Origin of the sequence: Clostridium sp. M62/1 (assembly GCF_020736365.1) — a bacterium.
GTDB classification, from domain to species: Bacteria; Bacillota; Clostridia; order Lachnospirales; family Lachnospiraceae; genus Otoolea; species Otoolea saccharolyticum_A.
Genome location: NZ_CP085988.1, coordinates 362,522 through 382,774, shown reverse-complemented (window position 1 = coordinate 382,774; position 20,253 = coordinate 362,522). Strand labels below are relative to the sequence as shown.

The 20,253-nt window shown below is 46.9% G+C and carries 24 protein-coding genes, 1 pseudogene and 1 riboswitch; of the genes and pseudogenes, 24 read left to right on the top strand and 1 reads right to left on the bottom strand.

Annotation, left to right across the window (positions count from 1 at the left end; genetic code table 11):
* The first annotated feature begins 18 nt into the window (after positions 1-18).
* The 16 genes and pseudogenes from LK436_RS02080 to LK436_RS02005 all read left to right on the top strand — a co-directional run bounded on the left by LK436_RS02080 (position 19) and on the right by LK436_RS02005 (position 13,200).
* Positions 19-765 carry a BRO family protein gene (locus tag LK436_RS02080; protein ID WP_008397197.1) on the top strand — a complete coding sequence of 249 codons (747 nt, stop codon included), beginning with the start codon at positions 19-21 and terminating at the stop codon, positions 763-765.
* Positions 766-854: 89 nt separating this feature from the next.
* A complete protein-coding gene (locus tag LK436_RS02075; protein WP_008397198.1) occupies positions 855-1,355 on the top strand; it encodes a PcfB family protein in 501 nt (166 codons plus the stop codon).
* Positions 1,352-3,229, top strand: a complete 1,878-nt coding sequence (locus LK436_RS02070) for a VirD4-like conjugal transfer protein, CD1115 family (protein WP_008397199.1) — start codon at positions 1,352-1,354, stop codon at positions 3,227-3,229. Before LK436_RS02075 ends, LK436_RS02070 begins: the two co-directional genes overlap by 4 nt.
* A 212-nt stretch (positions 3,230-3,441) precedes the next feature.
* A pseudogene (locus LK436_RS02065) lies at positions 3,442-3,570 on the top strand (Maff2 family mobile element protein); the annotation flags it as partial.
* Positions 3,571-3,745: 175 nt separating this feature from the next.
* Positions 3,746-3,889, top strand: a complete 144-nt coding sequence (locus LK436_RS02060) for a hypothetical protein (protein ID WP_008397202.1) — start codon at positions 3,746-3,748, stop codon at positions 3,887-3,889.
* A gap of 277 nt (positions 3,890-4,166) precedes the next feature.
* Positions 4,167-4,655 (top strand): hypothetical protein, encoded by a 489-nt coding sequence (locus tag LK436_RS02055; RefSeq protein ID WP_002569239.1) that lies wholly within the window; start codon positions 4,167-4,169, stop codon positions 4,653-4,655.
* Positions 4,656-5,282: 627 nt separating this feature from the next.
* The gene (locus LK436_RS02050; RefSeq protein ID WP_044931062.1) at positions 5,283-5,678 is read left to right on the top strand and encodes a plasmid mobilization protein; all 396 of its coding nucleotides are present in this window, start codon (positions 5,283-5,285) and stop codon (positions 5,676-5,678) included.
* Entirely contained in the window at positions 5,641-7,275 is a 1,635-nt protein-coding gene (locus LK436_RS02045) for a relaxase/mobilization nuclease domain-containing protein (protein WP_227910155.1), read from the top strand. The genes LK436_RS02050 and LK436_RS02045 overlap by 38 nt, the downstream gene beginning before the upstream one ends.
* Positions 7,265-7,651, top strand: coding sequence for a cysteine-rich VLP domain-containing protein (locus LK436_RS02040; protein WP_002594234.1), 387 nt, complete (start codon positions 7,265-7,267; stop codon positions 7,649-7,651). Before LK436_RS02045 ends, LK436_RS02040 begins: the two co-directional genes overlap by 11 nt.
* A 130-nt stretch (positions 7,652-7,781) precedes the next feature.
* Positions 7,782-8,522, top strand: coding sequence for a replication initiator protein A (locus LK436_RS02035; protein ID WP_002594233.1), 741 nt, complete (start codon positions 7,782-7,784; stop codon positions 8,520-8,522).
* Positions 8,519-9,373, top strand: coding sequence for an ATP-binding protein (locus tag LK436_RS02030; RefSeq protein ID WP_002594232.1), 855 nt, complete (start codon positions 8,519-8,521; stop codon positions 9,371-9,373). Before LK436_RS02035 ends, LK436_RS02030 begins: the two co-directional genes overlap by 4 nt.
* Complete coding sequence (locus LK436_RS02025) at positions 9,370-9,564, top strand: transposon-encoded TnpW family protein (RefSeq protein ID WP_002594231.1); 195 nt, start codon at positions 9,370-9,372, stop codon at positions 9,562-9,564. The genes LK436_RS02030 and LK436_RS02025 overlap by 4 nt, the downstream gene beginning before the upstream one ends.
* A gap of 127 nt (positions 9,565-9,691) precedes the next feature.
* Positions 9,692-11,317 (top strand): recombinase family protein, encoded by a 1,626-nt coding sequence (locus LK436_RS02020; protein WP_002594230.1) that lies wholly within the window; start codon positions 9,692-9,694, stop codon positions 11,315-11,317.
* Positions 11,318-11,598: 281 nt separating this feature from the next.
* Positions 11,599-11,871, top strand: a complete 273-nt coding sequence (locus LK436_RS02015) for a helix-turn-helix domain-containing protein (protein ID WP_002593556.1) — start codon at positions 11,599-11,601, stop codon at positions 11,869-11,871.
* Positions 11,831-12,208, top strand: a complete 378-nt coding sequence (locus LK436_RS02010; protein WP_005927690.1) for a TnpV protein — start codon at positions 11,831-11,833, stop codon at positions 12,206-12,208. The genes LK436_RS02015 and LK436_RS02010 overlap by 41 nt, the downstream gene beginning before the upstream one ends.
* Before the next feature lie 29 nt (positions 12,209-12,237).
* Entirely contained in the window at positions 12,238-13,200 is a 963-nt protein-coding gene (locus tag LK436_RS02005) for a DUF3658 domain-containing protein (RefSeq protein ID WP_005927687.1), read from the top strand.
* Positions 13,201-13,261: 61 nt separating this feature from the next.
* Here LK436_RS02005 and LK436_RS02000 read toward each other — a convergent pair whose 3' ends face one another.
* Complete coding sequence (locus LK436_RS02000; protein WP_005924756.1) at positions 13,262-14,068, bottom strand: helix-turn-helix domain-containing protein; 807 nt, start codon at positions 14,066-14,068, stop codon at positions 13,262-13,264.
* A gap of 484 nt (positions 14,069-14,552) precedes the next feature.
* On the opposite strand from LK436_RS02000, the gene LK436_RS01995 reads away from it, so the two are divergent.
* The 8 genes from LK436_RS01995 (at position 14,553) to ribE (LK436_RS01960) (ending at position 19,943) form a co-directional block, all read left to right on the top strand.
* Positions 14,553-14,741, top strand: a complete 189-nt coding sequence (locus tag LK436_RS01995) for a hypothetical protein (protein ID WP_005927683.1) — start codon at positions 14,553-14,555, stop codon at positions 14,739-14,741.
* Entirely contained in the window at positions 14,738-15,079 is a 342-nt protein-coding gene (locus tag LK436_RS01990) for a DeoR family transcriptional regulator (protein WP_005927681.1), read from the top strand. The genes LK436_RS01995 and LK436_RS01990 overlap by 4 nt, the downstream gene beginning before the upstream one ends.
* Positions 15,072-15,368, top strand: a complete 297-nt coding sequence (locus LK436_RS01985; protein WP_005927679.1) for a DUF3847 domain-containing protein — start codon at positions 15,072-15,074, stop codon at positions 15,366-15,368. Before LK436_RS01990 ends, LK436_RS01985 begins: the two co-directional genes overlap by 8 nt.
* Before the next feature lie 525 nt (positions 15,369-15,893).
* On the top strand, positions 15,894-16,169 hold the full coding sequence (locus LK436_RS01980; RefSeq protein WP_044930431.1) for a helix-turn-helix transcriptional regulator: 276 nt from the start codon (positions 15,894-15,896) through the stop codon (positions 16,167-16,169).
* 109 nt (positions 16,170-16,278) lie between these two features.
* Positions 16,279-16,393: riboswitch (FMN riboswitch) on the top strand.
* Between the two features lie 136 nt (positions 16,394-16,529).
* A complete protein-coding gene (gene ribD / locus LK436_RS01975; protein ID WP_008690020.1) occupies positions 16,530-17,630 on the top strand; it encodes a bifunctional diaminohydroxyphosphoribosylaminopyrimidine deaminase/5-amino-6-(5-phosphoribosylamino)uracil reductase RibD in 1,101 nt (366 codons plus the stop codon).
* On the top strand, positions 17,615-18,250 hold the full coding sequence (gene ribE, locus LK436_RS01970) for a riboflavin synthase (RefSeq protein ID WP_008394622.1): 636 nt from the start codon (positions 17,615-17,617) through the stop codon (positions 18,248-18,250). The genes ribD and ribE (LK436_RS01970) overlap by 16 nt, the downstream gene beginning before the upstream one ends.
* Positions 18,251-18,269: 19 nt before the next feature.
* A complete protein-coding gene (locus LK436_RS01965) occupies positions 18,270-19,475 on the top strand; it encodes a bifunctional 3,4-dihydroxy-2-butanone-4-phosphate synthase/GTP cyclohydrolase II (protein ID WP_008394621.1) in 1,206 nt (401 codons plus the stop codon).
* Entirely contained in the window at positions 19,476-19,943 is a 468-nt protein-coding gene (gene ribE / locus LK436_RS01960; protein WP_008394619.1) for a 6,7-dimethyl-8-ribityllumazine synthase, read from the top strand. It begins immediately after the preceding gene.
* Positions 19,944-20,253 lie beyond the last annotated feature (310 nt).

Below are 20,253 nucleotides of genomic sequence, written 5' to 3'. Positions count from 1 at the left end.
TGCCAAAGGAGGCACAACATGAACCAGATGGAAATTTTCAAGAACCCGGAGTTTGGAAGCATCCGTGTCATCGAAGAAAACGGCAAGTACCTGTTCTGTGGTTTGGATATTGCAACGGCTTTGGGATATGCAAAACCCAGAAATGCCGTCAACAGCCATTGCCGGTACGCCCTAAAACGGGGCGTACCTCATCCTCAGAACCCTGAGTGCAGCATAGATATGACTTTTATCCCCGAAGGTGATGTGTATCGCCTTATCACACACAGCAAGCTGCCCTCTGCGGAACGGTTTGAACGCTGGGTGTTTGACGAGGTGCTGCCCACCATCCGCAAGCACGGGGCCTACATCACCAGGGAAAAGCTGTGGGAGGTTGCTACTTCCCCGGAGGCCATGATAAAGCTCTGCTCTGACCTGCTGGCCGAGCGTGAGAAAAATGCGGCGCTGCGGGAGGAAAACGCCATGCTGGAGGGCAAGGCCGCCTTTTACGACCTGTTCATCGACCTCAAGCACAGCACCAACCTCCGCACCACCGCCAAGGAGCTGGTTGTACCGGAGCGCCGGTTCATCCGCTTCCTGCTGGAACAGCGGTTTGTATACCGCGCCCCGTCCGGGAATGTGCTGCCCTATGCGAAACCCGCCAATGACGGCCTGTTCTGCGTCAAGGACTACTGCAATCATGGGCATCTGGGGTCCTATACTCTGGTGACGCCCAAAGGCAAGCTGTTCTTTGCAGGACTGCGGGACAGCATCCTGCTGATGATATGATGACCCGGTATCTTCTGCGGCGGCTGGTGGTCCCGCCTTAGCAAAACGCACCACCCCTGCAAATTTTCGCAGAAAGGAGGCGTTATCCCATGCAGGAGGAAGTGGAAAACAGGACTTTGACCCTGATTGTCAGCGGCACAAAGTTCACCGGGCGGCTGTTTAAGGCCGCCATTACCAAGTACATGGCCCATCGGAAAGCAAAGAAGCTGGAGAAACAGCGGAGGCGGGACGCGCCTGTGAAGCCCCAGGGCAAGCAGACCGTGAAGCAGCTGGTAGGCCAGAACCAGGGCGTATCCAACATCGAGATCACCGACCCCTCCATCAGGGAGTTTGAGAAGATCGCCCGGAAATACGGCGTGGACTATGCGGTGAAAAAGGACCGCAGCAGTTCTCCGCCCAAGTACCTGATCTTTTTCAAAGGCCGGGATGCGGACGCGCTGACTGCCGCGTTCACCGAGTACACCGGAAAAAAGGTGAAAAAAGCAGAGAAAACAGAGCGTCCGTCTGTGCTGGCGAAACTCAGCCGGTTCAAAGAACTGGTGAAGAACACCGTTGTAAAGCACCGCCAGAAAGAGGGGCCGGAACGATGAAAAAGCCATTGGACATCAAAAAGCTCCTGATTTTGAACCTGCCCTATATCCTGATGGGCTTGTTTGCCACCAACTTCGGGGAGGCATGGCGCATGGCACAGGGCGCGGACGCTTCAGCAAAAATGCTCTCGTTCTTCTCCACGCTGCCGGTGGCGCTGGCAAGCTGGTGGCCCAGCCTGCACCTGTTGGACCTGCTGGTGGGTATCTGCTGCGGCGCGGCCCTGCGGCTGGCGGTCTATGTAAAAGGCAAAAACGCCAAGAAGTACCGCAAAAATGTGGAGTACGGTTCGGCCCGCTGGGGAACCCATGACGACATCGCCCCCTACATGGACCCGGTGTTCCAGAACAATATCATCCTGACCCAAACGGAACGGCTCACCATGAACAGCCGCCCCGGGGACCCCAAGACCGCCCGCAATAAAAATGTGCTGATCGTGGGCGGCTCCGGTTCCGGTAAGACCCGGTTCTGGTTGAAGCCGAATTTGATGCAGATGCACAGCTCCTATGTGGTCACGGACCCGAAAGGCACGATCCTGGTGGAGTGCGGCAAGATGCTCCAGCGCGGCACACCGAAAATGCGCCCCAAGCTGGGCAAGGACCATCAGCCAATAAAGGACCGACACGGCAATCCGGTCTATGAGACCGTAAAGGACAAAAATGGCAAAGTGGTCTATGAGCCGTATCGCATTAAGGTTCTCAATACCATCAACTTCAAGAAGTCCATGCACTATAACCCTTTTGCGTACATTCACTCTGAAAAAGACATTTTGAAGCTGGTTACAACTTTAATAGCGAATACCAAGGGCGAGGGCAAAGCCGGGGACGATTTCTGGGTCAAGGCCGAAACGCTTTTGTACTGCGCCCTCATCGGGTATATCCACTATGAAGCCCCGGTGGAGGAACAGAACTTTGCCACTCTCATTGAGTTCATTAACGCCATGGAGATTCGGGAGGACGATGAAGAATTTAAGAACCCGGTGGACCTGATGTTTGACGCACTGGAAGCGGAAAAGCCAAACCATTTCGCAGTCCGCCAGTATAAAAAATACAAGCTGGCGGCTGGCAAAACAGCCAAGTCCATCCTGATTTCCTGCGGCGCGCGCCTTGCTGTGTTCGATATTGCCGAGCTGCGGGAGGTCACTTCCTACGATGAGCTGGAACTGGACACCCTGGGAGACCGGAAAACCGCCCTGTTCCTCATTATGAGCGACACGGACGATTCCTTTAACTTCCTCATCTCCATGTGCTATACCCAGCTGTTCAACCTTTTGTGCGAAAAGGCGGACGATGTGTACGGCGGACGTCTGCCGGTTCATGTGCGCTGTCTCATTGACGAGGCGGCCAATATCGGCCAGATCCCCCGGCTGGAAAAGCTGGTTGCCACCATCCGTTCCAGAGAGATCTCCGCCTGTCTGGTCTTGCAGGCACAATCTCAGCTCAAAGCCATTTACAAGGACAACGCCGATACCATCATCGGCAACATGGACTGCTCCATTTTCCTGGGCGGCAAGGAGCCGACTACGCTCAAGGAGCTGGAAGCCGTACTTGGGAAAGAGACCATCGACACCTACAACACCGGCGAGAGCCGTGGGCGGGAGACCTCCCACTCGCTCAACTATCAAAAATTGGGGAAAAGTCTGATGAGCCAGGACGAGCTTGCCGTTATGGACGGCGGCAAGTGCATCCTCCAGCTGCGCGGTGTGCGGCCTTTCCTTTCGGATAAGTACGACATCACCAAGCACCCCAATTTCAAATACACAGCCGACGCAAGCGACAAGAACGCTTTTGACATTGAAGCGTTCCTGTCCACCCGGCTGAAACTCAAGCCCAATGAGGTCTGCGACGTGTACGAAGTAGATACTCAGGGCGCTTAAATCTGTTCCGCTGAGAAGGGAGTGATTTTATCTATTCGCCGCAACTGCCCTTTTGGGGCCATTGGCGTACAAGGCGGACAGTCACCAAAAAATAATGAAAAAAGGAGGACAGCCGGAATCAGCCCCCGGAAACCGGGCGGCGGATTGTCCGGCTTTTGTATGCCTATGAATGACTGAAACTTTATCAAAACGATTCCGGCTAACAATTATTTATGGAATTTTTCAATCAGGCAATCACCGTTTTGCAGACCCTCGTTATTGCCCTGGGTGCCGGTCTCGGCGTGTGGGGAGTTATTAACCTGCTGGAAGGTTACGGAAATGATAACCCTGGTGCAAATGCTCATGTGCGGTAAAGTAATAAAAAGATTTAGGTAGCCGCCTTAACTATTCCTAAATAAGATAATATGCACAGTATTTTCTCGTAAATAGAAAATAAATTATTGCATTTTACCAATTATTATGTTAAAATGACAATGTAACAAAGAGCTATGTATTTTTAAGGAAAGGGAGGAACTTATGAATTTAAGAAAATCTATTTTAGCACTTTCAGTAGTAGCTGGAATTGTAGCTGCTCCAATGACTGTATTTGCCGCTCATACTCATAGTTGGGGTTCTCCCCAGTACTATGGATATGAAGATGAAATGCCTGGTATATTATGATGACTGGGATAAATGTGCGACACGTCATGTATATAATTACAAACAATGTTTAATTTGTGGAGAAGTAAGCATTTATGAAGTTGAGACGATTGAAATGTCTCACAAATGGGTGAATGGTGCATGTGTATATTGCAACAAAGGTTACGCGAAAGAGATAAATTAACATAGTATCATTACCGGCAAGTTTATAATCAAAAAATAGAAAGCATTGAGAATATTTCAAAATTTCTTGAAAGTACTCTCAGTGCTTTCTTTGATAATATGAAAGGAGAAATAAATGCAAAAAAAACAACTTTCTGTATTAGTACTAATTATTTTATGCTTTTTATTAGGATGTAACAGAGAAACACCAAAAGATGAATCTCAACAAAATTATGAAGATGAATCTAATATTTCTAAAACAAATGGAGAAGAACTTGTAAATATAAACAGTGAATTGTTAGGTTCGACTCCTTTTGATATCCAAATCGATAAAACAGCATTGCAGACTAGAAAAGAAACAGAAACAGAAGTTACAATAAAGACAAATTTAACAGACTGGGGTTATACTGTTTCTTCTGAAAAAGGGAAAATATCTGATATAAATAAAAATTCATTCATATATATAGCACCTAAAGATGAGAGGGATGATACTATAAAAATACAATTATCGGACTATGAAAATGGCATATCATATGAATATACAATTCCACTTATTTTTGCGGGAAACAATGAACATTCTTTAGATAAATTCAAGGAAAATCTTTCAAGATTACCTAATAGTTAGTAAAGAGTCGATAGACTAAAGTACCACCATCCTCTTTTATTTCAACTGAATATCCATCCCGCCGCACCGCAGCGGCACATGAAGCAGTAAATCCGAAAAAGATTTGCTGCTTTTTTTGCGTCCATTTTTGGCAAATTTCCAAAAGTTCCGTATTAGACAGTGAAACCAAAAAAGGCTGCCATTTTTTTCAGACAGCGGGCAAAACGCAGCTTCCGAAACGCCTTATTGTCGGGAAAGACCGAGCCGCCGGAAAAGTTCTTGCCGGAAAGTCCGTCCATTCTGCTCTTTTGTGGTTTGTAGGGAGTAAGGGAAAAACGCCAGCCCGCAGCCTTTTATAAAAAAAGCTGGTTATAGATTTTCTGAAAAAGTGGCAGTAGCAAGTGAACGGCAGGCCGGCAGTTTCTTAGAGCAAGATTCTACCGAGGTGCCAAAATTCGCTTATCGCTCATTTTGCCCCTGCGGGAATCTTGTTGGGGAGTGCCTTCCCCAAACCCTGCTTATGCGGCTTGCGCCGCTGAAAAACCCCTCAAAATATTTTTCGGATTTTTCAAAAACAGTTCCGCTTCACACCCTGTTTTTCTCCTATTAGTGAGAGGACACCACGCACAGAAAGGAGGTCAACCACCTATGAAACGATACAACACGCCGCACCGCAGCCGGGTAGTCAAAACACGCATGACCGAGGAAGAATACGCCGAGTTTGCCCAGCGGCTTTCTGCTTACCACATGAGCCAAGCCGAGTTTATCCGGCAAGCCATAACCGGGGCAGCCATACGCCCCATCATAACCGTTTCCCCCATCAATGACGAGCTGCTTGCCGCTGTCGGGAAGCTGACCGCCGAATACGGGAGGATCGGCGGCAACTTAAACCAGATAGCCCGGACGCTGAACGAGTGGCACAGTCCCTATCCGCAGCTTGCCGGGGAGGTACGGGCGGCGGTTTCCGACCTTGCTGCCCTAAAGTTTGAAGTCTTGCAGAAAGTGGGTGACGCTGTTTGCAACATTCAAACATATCAGCTCTAAAAACGCCGACTATGGCGCAGCGGAAGCCTATCTCACATTTGAGCATGACGAGTTTACCATGAAAGCCACCCTTGATGAAAACGGGCGGCTGATACCGAGGGAGGATTACCGCATTTCTTCCCTCAACTGCGGGGGCGAGGATTTCGCTGTTGCCTGTATGCGAGCCAATCTCCGCTATGAGAAAAACCAAAAACGGGAAGATGTGAAAAGCCACCACTATATCATCAGCTTTGACCCACGGGACGGGACAGACAACGGCTTGACCGTAGACCGGGCGCAGGAGCTGGGCGAGCAGTTCTGCAAGGAGCATTTCCCCGGACACCAAGCCCTAATCTGCACCCACCCGGACGGGCATAACCACAGCGGGAATATCCATGTGCATATCGTCATCAACTCCCTGCGGATTTACGAAGTCCCGCTTCTGCCCTACATGGACAGACCAGCCGACACGCTGGAGGGCTGCAAGCACCGCTGCACCAACGCCGCTATGGAATATTTCAAGAGCGAAGTCATGGAAATGTGCCACCGGGAGGGGCTTTACCAAATCGACCTCTTGAACGGCAGCAAGGAACGGATAACCGAACGGGAATACTGGGCGGCAAAGAAAGGGCAGCTTGCCCTTGACAAAGAGAACGCCGCCAGAGAAGCCGCCGGACAGCCGACCAAGCCCACCAAGTTTGAAACGGACAAGGCGAAGCTGCGCCGGACGATACGGCAGGCACTTTCCCAAGCTGGCAGCTTTGACGAGTTTTCTTCCCTTTTGCTGCGGGAGGGTGTGACCGTCAAGGAGAGCCGGGGGCGGCTTTCCTACCTCACGCCGGACAGGACAAAGCCTATCACAGCCCGAAAGCTGGGGGACGATTTTGACAAGGCTGCTGTCCTTGCCCTGCTCACGCAGAACGCCCACAGAGCTGCCGAACAGACCAAAGCCATACCCGAATACCCTGCCGCAGTTAAAAAGCCGTTACAAGGGGAAAAAGCTGCAAAAACCACCCCGGCAGACAACACCTTGCAGCGCATGGTTGACCGGGAAGCCAAGCGAGCCGAGGGCAAGGGCGTGGGCTATGACCGCTGGGCGGCAAAGCACAACCTAAAGCAAATGGCAGCTACCGTTACCGCCTATCAGCAGTACGGCTTTTCCTCCCCGGAGGAACTGGACGAAGCCTGTTCTGCCGCCTATGCCGCCATGCAGGAAAGCCTTGCGTGGTTGAAGCAGGTGGAAAAGACGCTGAACGGGAAAAAGGAGCTGCAACGGCAGGTGCTTGCCTATTCCAAGACCCGCCCTGTCCGGGACGGGCTGAAACAGCAGAAAAACGCCAAAGCAAAAGCAGCCTACCGTCAGAAGCATGAAAGTGACTTTATCATAGCAGACGCAGCCGCCCGCTATTTCAGGGAGAACGGCATTTCCAAGCTGCCGAGCTATAAATCCCTGCAAGCAGAGATTGAAAGCCTTATCAAAGAGAAAAACAGCGGCTACAACGATTACCGGGCAAAACGGGAGGAGTACCGCCGCTTGCAGACTGTCAAGGGCAATATCGACCAGATTTTACGCCGGAGCGAGCCGCAGCGCAGAAAGGAGCAGAGCCATGAACGGTAATATCCCCCGCATGGACTACCGCCAGTACCGGGCAGCCCGCCGCCTTGTGCATGAGTGCTGCAACTATGACAGCGGGAACTGCCTGCTGTTGGAGGACGGCGAGCCTTGCGTGTGTGTACAGAGTATCAGCTATTCGCTGCTCTGCCGCTGGTTTACCGCCGCTGTCCTGCCCCTTGATGAAGCACTGGAAGCCGCCCTCTTGCGCCGGGGAAGCCGGAAACGCTGCGCTGTCTGCGGGGCGTTCTTCTTCCCAAAATCCAACCGGGGGAAATACTGCCCGGACTGCGCCGGACGCATGAAGCGGATAAACGCCGCCAAACGGAAGCGGAAACAAAGGGAGAAATGTCACGCTTTAGGGCATTTCAAACCCGCATAAATCAAGGCTTTTTTGGAGGGTGTCAAAGGGTGCGTGATACATTTATCCTTTTCCCTTAAAAACGCCCCCTAAAAGCGTAACAGAACCCACAGACAGACACCACAAGGAGGTGAACCCTATCGCTGATTATATGACCGCAGGAACGGAGCTGCCCGCTTACCTGCCTTACCCCCGTTTCCTGCTGGAAACAGACCTATCCCACACCGCAAGAGAGTTATATGCGCTGCTGTTAGACCGTTCCACCCTTTCGCAGAAGAACGGCTGGCAGGACAGCGAGGGACGGACATACATTGTCTACCCCATAGCAGAGATAGCGGAAATGCTGGATAAAGGCTGCACCACCATAAAGGGCGCACTGAACGAACTGGACGCTGCCGGGCTGCTGGAACGCAGACGGACGGGCTTTTCTGCCGCCAACCGTCTGTATGTGAAAGTGCCGCCTATCCCAGTGGTACAGTTTTCCGACCAACTGACGGACGGAAAACCGCCCCTCATAAGGGCGGGAAACCGACCAACTGACAGCCGGAAAACTGACCTTATGACGGTCGGAAAACCGTCCCCTAACCAAACTAATATAAACAACCTAATAGAGAGCCAAACAAAAGGAGCGAGTGAGGGGCAGCCCCCCGCCGCTTATGGCAGATATAAAAATGTATTTCTTTCTGACACAGAACTTTTGGAGCTGGAACAGGACTTCCCCGGCAAGTGGGAGTATTACCTTGACCGCCTTTCCTGCCACATCGCTTCCACCGGGAAGCAGTACCAGAGCCATGCAGCCACCATTTACAAGTGGGCGCAGGAGGACGCTGCCAAAGAGAAGCCAAAGAAAGGCATACCGGACTATTCATTCAAGGAGGGAGAAAGCCTATGACCGATACAATCCACAACACCATACTGCCTATGACCGACACCACAGCCGAGCCGGAGGATTACACCGGGGAGGACGGGCTTTTATACTGCGGCAAATGCCGGAAACCCAAAGAAGCCTATTTCCCGGAGGGCAAGACCTTTTTCGGGCGTGACCGCCACCCGTCAGAGTGCGACTGCCAGCGGGCAGCCCGTAAGGAACGGGAAGCCGCCGAGAAGCGGCGCAGCCACCTTGAAACGGTGGAACGGCTGAAACGGCAGGGCTTTACAGACAAGACCATGCAGGACTGGACATTTGCCAACGATAACGGCAGCTGCCCGCAGATGAAGAACGCCGCCGGATATGTGGCACGCTGGGAACAGATAAAGGACGGGAACTACGGGCTGCTCTTGTGGGGCAGGGTAGGCACTGGGAAAAGCTATTTTGCCGGGTGTATTGCAAACGCCCTCATGGAGCAGGAAGTCCCGGTGTGCATGACAAACTTTGCAGCAATATTAAACGACCTTGCCGCCAGCTTTGCGGGCAGGAACGAATATATTTCCCGCCTTTGCAGCTTCCCCCTGCTCATCATTGACGATTTTGGAATGGAGCGTGGCACAGAATACGGTCTGGAACAGGTCTACAATGTGATTGACAGCCGCTACCGGAGCAGGAAGCCGCTGATTGTGACGACCAACCTCACGCTGGAGGAATTGCAGCACCCGGAGGACACCGCCCACGCCCGGATTTATGACCGCCTGCTTGAAATGTGTTCCCCTCTCTGCTTTACCGGGGAGAATTTGAGGAAAGCCGCCGCACAGGGAAAAATGGAACAGCTGAAACGGCTGCTTGCCGGAAAGGAGATTTGCCTATGACCGACACCCAGAGAAACAAACGCCCTGCCCGCCGCCCGGACTGCGTGACCGAAACGAGGATAGGCAACACAATCCTTGTGGTGTCTGGCTTTTTCAAGGAGGGGGCGACCGACACCGCCGCTGACAAGATGATGAAAGTGCTGGAAGCAGAAGCCGCCGCCGGATATTTGACCTGTGATAAGCCTGATTGAAAAACCGTCATTTTTACCGACCGTAAAGAAGCAGATTTGACGCTTTTGCCGCTATACAGACAGCCGCCCCATGTGGTACAATCAAGGTACGGAATAGTGGGGCTGGCTGTCGGAAACGGAGGAATTTATGTTAAGACAGACCACCCAGCAACTCATTACCGCCCTTTACCCAAGACTGTCCCATGAGGACGAGCTGCAAGGCGAGAGCAATTCCATTTCCAACCAAAAGAGGATTTTGGAAACCTATGCCAAACAGAATGGATTTTCTAATCTGCGCTGGTACACCGACGACGGTTATTCCGGTGCGAACTTTCAAAGACCCGGATTTCAAGCCATGCTTGCAGACATTGAAGCAGGGAAAGTCGGGACAGTTATCGTCAAGGATATGTCGAGGTTAGGGCGAAACTACTTACAGGTGGGAATGTACACAGAAATGATTTTCCCACAGAAAGGTGTCCGCTTCATCGCTATCAATGACGGAGTGGACAGCGCACAGGGGGAAAATGATTTTGCCCCGCTGCGGAACATTTTTAACGAATGGCTGGTGAGAGATACGAGCAAGAAAATCAAGGCAGTAAAACGCTCTAAGGGCATGAGCGGAAAGCCCATCACAAGCAAGCCCGTCTATGGCTACCTCATGGACGAGGACGAAAACTTTATCATTGACGAGGAAGCCGCCCCGGTGGTACGGCAGATTTACAGCCTTTGCCTTGCCGGGAACGGTCCGACCAAGATAGCCCGTATGCTGACCGAGCAGCAAATCCCCACGCCGGGGACGCTGGAATACCGCAGGACGGGCAGCACCCGCCGCTACCACCCCGGCTATGAGTGCAAGTGGGCGACCAATACCGTGGTTCATCTGCTGGAAAACCGGGAATATACGGGCTGTCTGGTAAACTTTAAGACCGAGAAGCCGTCCTACAAGCTGAAACACAGCATAGAAAATCCCCCGGAAAAGCAGGCGGTTTTTGAGAACCACCATGAGCCTATCATTGACCGGGAAACGTGGGAACGGGTGCAGGAGTTACGCAAGCAGCGCAAACGCCCCAACCGTTATGACGAAGTGGGCTTGTTCTCCGGCATACTCTTTTGTGCCGACTGCGGCAGCGTCATGTACCAGCAGCGATACCAGACGGACAAGCGCAAGCAGGACTGTTATATCTGCGGAAGCTACAAGAAACGCACCGCCGACTGCACAGCGCACTTTATCCGCACTGACCTCTTGACCGCTGGCGTACTCTCCAATCTGCGGAAAGTTACCAGCTATGCGGCAAAGCATGAAGCCCGGTTTATGAAGCTTTTAATCGAGCAGAATGAGGACGGGGACAGACGCAGGAACGCCGCCAAGAAAAAGGAGCTGGAAGCCGCCGAGAAACGCATAGCCGAGTTATCTGCTATCTTCAAGCGGCTGTATGAGGACAGCGTAACCGGGCGCATATCGGACGAGCGTTTCACAGAGCTGTCGGCAGACTATGAAGCCGAGCAGAAAGAACTGAAAGAACGTGCCGCCAGACTGCGGGAAGAACTTTCCAAAGCGCAGGAAGCCACCGCAAACGCTGAAAAGTTTATGAATGTGGTACGCAGGCACACTACCATTGAAGAACTTACCCCTACTCTGCTGCGGGAGTTTGTGGAGAAAATCGTTGTCCATGAAAGCGTTGCCCTTGACGGGAAACGCCGGGGCAAGTTACGCAGACAGGAAATCGAAATCTATTATTCTTTTGTCGGCAAGGTAGAACTGCCCGACACCTAACCGCCCGACCTATCCGACATACCTCATGTGCCGGATAGGAACGGCAAAATTTTTTACACTTCTATTACTTCTTTATCACACATAAGCAAAATCACAAGGTATGAAACAGTTCATGGCTAATTAGTTGGAACAAAAAACGAAAGGAAAAGCACAATCCAGACGGTATCAGCGGCAGGCTACAAGAATAAATTGTGATTTCACAAGATTGGTGCTATAATAAGAGAAAAGTTCCTGCCGGGGCAGCCGCCCCGGTGGTATAGATAGAAAGGCAGGAAAACAATATGCACATCAGCTATAAGCCACTCTGGCACACACTGTTAGAGCGTGATATGAGAAAAGAGGATTTAAGGCTTGCCGCTGGTATGACAACAAATATGATTGCCAACATGAGCAAAGAGGGAAAGCACATCAGCATGGATACATTAGCCCGTATCTGCGAAACGCTGAATTGTGAGATTACCGATGTGATTGAGTTAGTACCAGACGAGCCTGCTTCCACAGGAGGTAAGGAACATGAGCGAATTGAAACCAAGAATAACGGAAAACGGAATTGATTATATCCTTGTCGGAGATTATTACATCCCGGACTTGAAACTGCCGGAGGAACACCGCCCTATCGGAAAGTACGGACGGATGCACCGGGAATATTTAAGGGAAGTCCACCCAGCCAGATTGAATACATTGATACTGACCGGGGAATTGTGGACATATCTTGCAGACCTGAACGAACAGGCACAGGAACGGTTAGACACCATCATGGAGCAGATGAAAACTGCCGAGGGCGTAACCGAGGAATTGAAGCGTACCCACCAAATGGAATGGGTGCAGCGTTGCAATAACATTCATAACCGGGCAGAAGAAATTGTTTTGCATGAGATGATTTATTCATAACGGGAGCAATTAAATCGGAGGTATATAAGATGATTGAAATTGTATTTGGTGAAAGTGCCTGTGGAAGTTTGAAAATTGCCCAAACTTACGGCAAGGGAAAGTATAGAGGAAGTGCTGTTTCAATATTTATGAGGCATGAAGACGGGAGTGTTCCATCTTCAGATGAAATGAAAAAAGCACAGCTTCAAGCACAGGAACAAGAACGCATTGCTTGGGAGAATGCTATTCCATTGGGAGGCAAGAGCTGTGATGTTTATTGTTTTGATATGGCTCTTAGTGTGGGAGATATTTCTGATAATGGAATTGGCGAACAGCGGAAAAATGTTTTCAAGAAAATGCTGTCTGTCTGCTTTGTAGAGGATTTAGATTATCAGGTTGAAGAAAAAATACAGAAAATTAAAACTACATTGACCTCAGTGATTGAACGATATGTAGCTGGGGAAGAAATTCGCATTTGGTATAGCTATAATCCAGATGAGCTTTGTGGTATGTATTGGCTTATGAAACAACTTCAACCCTTAAACTGCCAGACAACAATTTATTTGGTTAAGTTACCTACATGGGAATATGGAAAAGAAAATACTATGACATCCAAAATAGCATGGGGCGAGGTCTCTCCTGGCGAATGGGGAAACTATATAACTCTACAAGAGAAAGCTAATCCTGTATTTCTTTCAGCTTGTGCTATGAAATGGAATCAACTTCAAAATGAAAATGCACCTTTGCGTGCAATGTTAAATGGTAAATTGCAAAGCGTTTCAGAAGATATATATGATAGTTTCATTCTTCGTGAAATTGCGGAACAGCCAGAGCAATTCAAAATGGCTATTGTCATAGGTAATGTTTTAGGAAAATATCAACTTGGAATTAGTGATGTATGGATTTCCAATCGCATTGATAAAATGCTTGAAGATGGTGTGTTGGAAATTATACAGGACGCACCAAAGGGAGAAACAAATTATCGCCGAATATTAAGAAAACGAATGAAGTAATAACCACAGCACAAACCGCTGCTACATGGAATCCAACAAACCATGCAACAGCGGTTTTCCTTTACCGTTTTTTCCTCTGGTTGATAGGCGTTCCCGTTTTCTTTGATTTTTGGAGAATCCGAATAAGCCAGCGAAATTCTTCATCTGACAGATTTTTATAGTTGATACCGAGCTGCTTGCAGTAAAGCACTGCCAGTTTTTCCAAACGGCTGCCCTTGAAATTTTCGACCGCTTCCAGATTTTCTTTCAGTTCATTGGCAACAGTGGTCTGGGGCGCACTCTCACTATCCTTTTTATGGGTTTCCCGAATATCCCGGATAATCAGGTTTAGGTCATCCAGAACCATGTGGCTGAAATATTCATCATCACTGATATGGGCGGCTTGCAGCACTTTCAAATGTGGGTCATCTTCGCCAGGGCGATACCGTTCTATGATTTCATGTCGGACAGTATCGACAAGGGTGTTGAGGTTTTGAATCTGCATGGTGGCAATCCCATCCACATAAATCTCAATGTCCGCAAGAAACTTGATAAAGTCCTTATGGGTGGCAAGTTCGCAGAGCAGACGGTTGTTGATCCGACCGCTTTTCAGAAGTGCAACCATTTCATCGTTCAAATGCAGCTCCGTCAGTGGCGTGTTGATCTGCTCCCTGTTCTCTGTCCGGCACAGCAGATAATCGACGGAAACCCCATAGAAGTCTGCCAGCGTGATAAGGTTGCCATGATTGATTTCCTTAAAATCTTCTTTTTCATAACTGCCAAGGGCTGATTTAGAAATACCCGTTAGTTTTGATAGTTCTTCCAGATTTAAGCCTTTGTCCTTGCGGAGTTCCCAAAGGCGTTCCTGTATGCTTGTTGCTCCTTTCATGGGCACACGCTCCTTTCCAACGGTTTCATTGCTGCCGCTTATCTGGATTATATCACACTTTCCGTAATCGTGGAAATTTCTGATTTTTACCCTTAATTCCTACTTTGTGGACATACGGCACAGGGCACAAAAATGTTCTATGATACAGGTAGTTCATCGATGGATTATTCCAATCGAATGACCAGCCTGTGTGGGATATGCTTCCCCGGCGATGTAGCGCCATGAATTTTGGCAGGGATATGGAGGAACCCTGACCGAAACGAGCGTACCAAAGGGAGCGATACGCCGCTGTGAGATTCAGGGGAGGAACGACACCGGGGAGAACTGGCGAACTGACACCGAAATGATACCGAAACACGACAATCTGATAGGGGGATAGTCTACCCTATCGCTGATACTTCGGGAGATTTTAAGCGGCTCTATGGCTGTAATTTTGCCGAAAATCGCCCCCGAAACCATACACTAAAACGGGAGGAAACACAATATGCCGAGAATGAGCAAAAAGAGGAAGTATGAGCTTTCCTTTTACCTCAATGACCGGGGGCGTGTCACTTACAACGAATTATGCCGGAAATGCCAGCATGGGTGCAAGCAGAGCTTCCGGGCGGTTGTGATTGACTGCCCCTGTTATTTATCCAAACGAGCAAAGAAAAAGGAGGAACACACAGAATGAATTTTGAATTTATGACGATAGACACACCATTGCCGCCCTGTATGCCTTTTCCCAGAGCGTTGACAGGATTTCCAGTCAGCAGCACCGCAAAGGTCATGTACTGCCGGATGCTGGACGCTATGCTCTCCAAAGGGCAGGAGGACGAGAACGGAATCCTCTTTGTCTGCTTCCCTGTCACAGCCATTGCCGCAGTCCTGTCCCGCAGCTCCATGACGGTCAAGCGTTCTCTGAATGAACTGGAAACTGCCGGACTTATCATGCGGGTGCGTCAGGGCATTGGAGAACCAAACAGGATTTATGTGCTGATACCGGGAAAGGAGGACGCTGCCCTTGCCTGATACATCAAAGCTGGAAAAACTCAATCGGGAGTTGGAAAAAAGCGAAAAGAAACTGCGGAAAGCCATCAATGATGAAAAGGCATTGCAGCATCAGCTGAAGCAGCTTACCCGAAAAGAACGAACGCACCGGCTCTGTACACGTGGCGGTATGCTGGAAAGTTTTCTGCAAGAACCGGAACGCCTGACAGATGATGATGTCATGCTGTTGTTGAAACTCATTTTTCACAGACAGGACACGCAGGAACTATTGAAAAAACTGCTGGAACGGGAGATGCCGGAACCCCCTTAGTTTACTAAGGGCGCAATTATACACCACCCAAAGGTTGGTGCATTGCGTTCTCCGAAGGCTCCTCGCCGGAGGGCTGTGATTTTCCGCAGTCATGGTCTGCTCCAAATCATACAGGGGACGCTACGCTTCCCCTGCGCTGGCTGTCGCCAGCTACCCTTTTGTGGACTTGCCGCCCGGAAACACCTTGCGCTGCAAGCTGTTCCCGTCCAGCAAGTTTTATCAGTCGAGCTATCCTTATCTACGGTAATTTAGTATAATAAGGTCAAAAAACAGAACGCTATCATTGTGCAACCGATATGCAACTGATAATTGCTTGATAGTTGGTGGTAGCAACACGGTAATTCAGATAGAATAAAGCCAACAAAGAAAGGAGGTCATCCAAATGTTAGTAAACATCATTATGATTGTAGTCGGAATAGTTTTCTCATGTATCTTTGTCGGCTTGCTTATCCTTGTTATTCGTGCATTGCTTAAATATATCCGTACAGAGAAATGAAGCCAACAGCAACATTAGGAGGTGGTCAAATGAAAGTAACCGTATTTATGATAATCGTTGGAATAATTTTCTTATGTATCTTTGTTGGTTTGCTTACCCTTATTGTTCGTGCATTACTCAAATATATCCATTCAAAAGATGTACGGCAGGAAAAATCCGTAGTGAGGAAATCGTTGGGTGAAGCACTCAAAGTACACAGAACACAGTGCAAAATGACGCAGGAATTTGTTGCTGAAACGATTGGTGTTAGCAGGCAGGCTGTTTCAAAATGGGAAAATGGAGTTTCCCAAACAAAAGGATATTAAGAAATAACCTGTGTTTACCTGCTTGCAAATTATTGTATTTGGATAAACGAGAAAAAAACTTTTTATTGACAGATATAATATCAGATATTATAATTGTCCGTAATTGAATAACTATCTTCAGGGCAGGGTGTAATTCCCTACCGGTGGTATAGCCCACGAGCCGAAAGGCATGATTTGGTGAAATTCCAAAGCCGACAGTATAGTCTGGATGAAAGAAGATGAAAGTAAGTTTATGCTTTTTTTGCGTGCTCTGGAATGATTTTATATTGTTTCAGAGCATTTTCTTTAATCGCATAAATCCTCTTTTGCATGTCTTGGATAGATTTTATTCAAGGCATGTATTTTTTTGGAGGTGTAAAAATGAGCGATACAGAATACATGAAATTAGCAATAAAACTGGCAAAAAAAGGTGCTGGCTATGTCAATCCTAATCCTATGGTTGGGGCAGTAATTGTAAAAGATAATCGAATTATAGGACAGGGATACCATGAAATCTTTGGTGGATTGCATGCAGAGAGAAATGCATTAAAAAATTGTAGGGAGTCACCTGTAGGAGCAACACTTTATGTAACACTTGAACCATGCTGTCACTATGGTAAGACACCACCTTGCACAGAAGCAATTATTAAAAGTGGCATTACAAGAGTAGTCGTCGGAACTTTAGACTGTAATCCTATTGTGTCTGGAAAAGGTGTAAAGGTACTTGAGGAAAACAACATTCAAGTTGTGATAGGAATTTTAGAAATGGAGTGTCAACAGTTAATCAAAGTTTTTAGAAAATATGTTACAAGGCATATTCCTTATGTTTTTATGAAATATGCAATGACAATGGACGGGAAAATAGCAACTTATACAAATCAATCAAAATGGATAAGTGGCGAAAAAGCGAGAAAACAAGTACATCAATTCAGGCATAAGGTTACTGCGATCATGGTAGGAGTGAATACCGTTATTCAAGATGACCCTTTACTGACATGCCGATTAGAAAACGGGGAAAATCCTATTCGTATCGTATGTGATACAGATTTAAGAACACCCATTACATCAAAAATTATCAAAACAGCGAATGACATTAAAACATATATCGCTACTTCTTCTATTGATGAAAGTAAGATTGCTCTTTACAGAAAATGTGGTTGTGAAATTATTTATACGAAGAAAAAAGGTAATCATATTGACTTAATGAATTTAATGCAATGTTTAGGAAATATGCAGATAGACAGTCTACTTTTAGAGGGTGGAAGTGCAATGAATTGGAGTGCTCTTGAGCAACAGATTGTTGATGAGGTGCAAATTTATATAGCACCTAAAATATTTGGTGGGAGTGCAAAAAGCCCTGTAAGTGGTCAAGGTGTTGCTTTTCCTAATGACGCCATTATGCTTAAACCATATGCTTTTTCTCAAGTGGGAAATGATTATTTCATAGAAAGCGAAGTGATTTATCCATGTTTACAGGAATAATAGAAGAAATCGGTAAAGTAGAAAGAATACAGAAAGATACTTGTAACTGTAAACTATCCATTAAAGCTTCAAAAATATTAGAGGATATACATTTAGGCGACAGCATAGCAGTCAATGGTATCTGCCTTACAGTTACTTGTTTCACTCGACAATCTTTTACAGTTGATGTGATGAATGAAACATGGAACAGAACGGCTCTTAGCCTGTTAAGACATGGAAGCCTTGTGAATTTAGAAAGAGCTATGCCTATGAATGGCAGGTTGGGCGGTCACATTGTTACGGGGCATATTGATGGGACAGGCAGAATATCGTCTGTGCGTAGAGACAAAAATGCGGTGTGGTATCAAATCAATACGCAAAGAGAAATCTTAAATCTAATTGTTGAAAAAGGTTCGATTGCTATTGACGGTATTAGTCTTACTGTCGCAAAAGTATCGAAAGCAGATTTTTCGGTATCCGTTATCCCTCATACTTTGGAGCAAACAATTCTCAAGAATAAACAAGTCGGGGATATGGTAAACCTTGAAAATGATATATTAGGGAAATATGTGCAGAAACTCATAGACAACAGCAATGAAACAGAGTTGTCGAAAGAGTTGTTATGCCGATACGGATTTTAGCAGAAAGGATAAAGGAATTATGAAATATCAAAAAATAAAAGAGGCATTGCAGGCGTTACAAGAGGGAAAACTTGTTTTGGTTATGGACGATAAAGAGAGAGAAAATGAGGGGGATTTAATTTGTTCGGCACAATTTGCGACAACAGAAAATGTTAATTTTATGGCGACTTATGCAAAAGGCTTAATCTGTATGCCTATGAGTGAAAGTCTGGCTAACAGGCTCATGCTTTCCCCTATGGTTGAAGATAATACAGATAACCATGAAACTGCCTTTACAGTTTCTATTGATTATAAGGATACTACAACAGGTATTTCTGCCGAAGAAAGAGGATTAACGGCTCGTATGTGTGTGACTGAGAATGTAAATCCCTTTGACTTTCGTAGACCGGGGCACATGTTTCCTCTGATTGCAAAGAACGGAGGTGCTTTGGAAAGAAATGGACATACAGAAGCAACGGTTGACCTATTGAGGTTGGCTGGCTTAAAAGAATGTGGCTTATGTTGCGAAATTATGAATGAAAACGGGAAAATGATGAGAACACCTGATTTAATTCAGTTTTCTCAAACACACCATATACCTACCCTCACAATTAAAGAATTACAGGAATACAGAAAAGTATATGATTTGCTTGTAGAATGTGTTTCGGTTGTAGAAATGCCTACAAAATATGGGAATTTCAAAGCACATTGTTATATCAATAAATTGAATGGAGAACATCATGTTGCATTGGTTATGGGAGATTTGAATAATGGAAACGATGTGCTATGTCGTGTCCACTCAGAGTGCTTAACAGGAGATGCCTTTGGCTCTTTACGCTGTGATTGTGGACAGCAGTTAGATAAAGCAATGAAAATGATTGCAGAAAATGGTTCTGGTGTATTGCTTTATATGCGACAAGAGGGACGAGGTATCGGGCTTGTCAATAAACTAAAAGCCTATCATTTACAGGATAACGGTATGGATACACTTGACGCCAACCTTGCATTAGGATTTCAAGGCGATTTAAGAGAATATTATATCGGTGCACAGATTTTAAGAGATTTGGGAATAAAATCATTGCATTTACTTACAAATAATCCTGATAAAGTTTATCAGTTAGAAGATTATGGAATGAAAATTTCAAGCAGAGTACCGATTGAAATAGAAGCAAATCCTTATGATAGTTTTTATCTAAAGACAAAGAAAGACCGAATGGGACACATTTTGAATATGGAGGAAAAATAAATGAACACTTTTGAAGGAAATTTAGTAGCAGAAAATATAAAAATCGGTATTGTTGTAGCAAGATTTAATGAGTTTATAACTTCTAAGCTATTAGCAGGTGCATTAGATAATTTGAAAAGAGAAAATGTTGGTGAAAAGGACATAGAGGTAGCTTGGGTTCCGGGAGCATTTGAAATACCTTTGATAGCGTCTAAAATGGCAAAAAGTAAAAAATATGATGCGATTATTTGTTTGGGAGCAGTTATTCGAGGTAGTACAAGCCATTATGATTATGTGTGTAGTGAGGTATCAAAAGGAATTGCTCAAATCAGTTTAAATACCGAAACACCAGTTATGTTTGGTGTTCTTACGACAGATACGATTGAACAGGCGATAGAACGAGCTGGTAGCAAAGCAGGAAATAAAGGCTCTGAATGTGCACAGGGAGCTATTGAAATGGTAAATCTAATTCGTGCATTAGAGGTATAATATGATTGGGGATTAAAAGGTAAAGCGAAAAAGCATAATAGGCGGAGTGATCCAGACACGGCGGTGGGAAAATCTCTTAGATTTTTCCACCGTTTTTAGTGGCTGGTTCACTCCGGCAGTTGAGCGAGCTTGCGAGCGAACAGTAAGCCCCCGTTATCTAACAAGGGGGGCACAAAAAACAAGAAACAATATACACTACTAAGCGGAAAACGCTGTATTTACAAGGTAAAATCGCTTTTAATAGGGTGTTAACTAAAAAGCACTCATTTAATACATAAAAATTGAATAAGACATAGGAAAGACAGTTGAT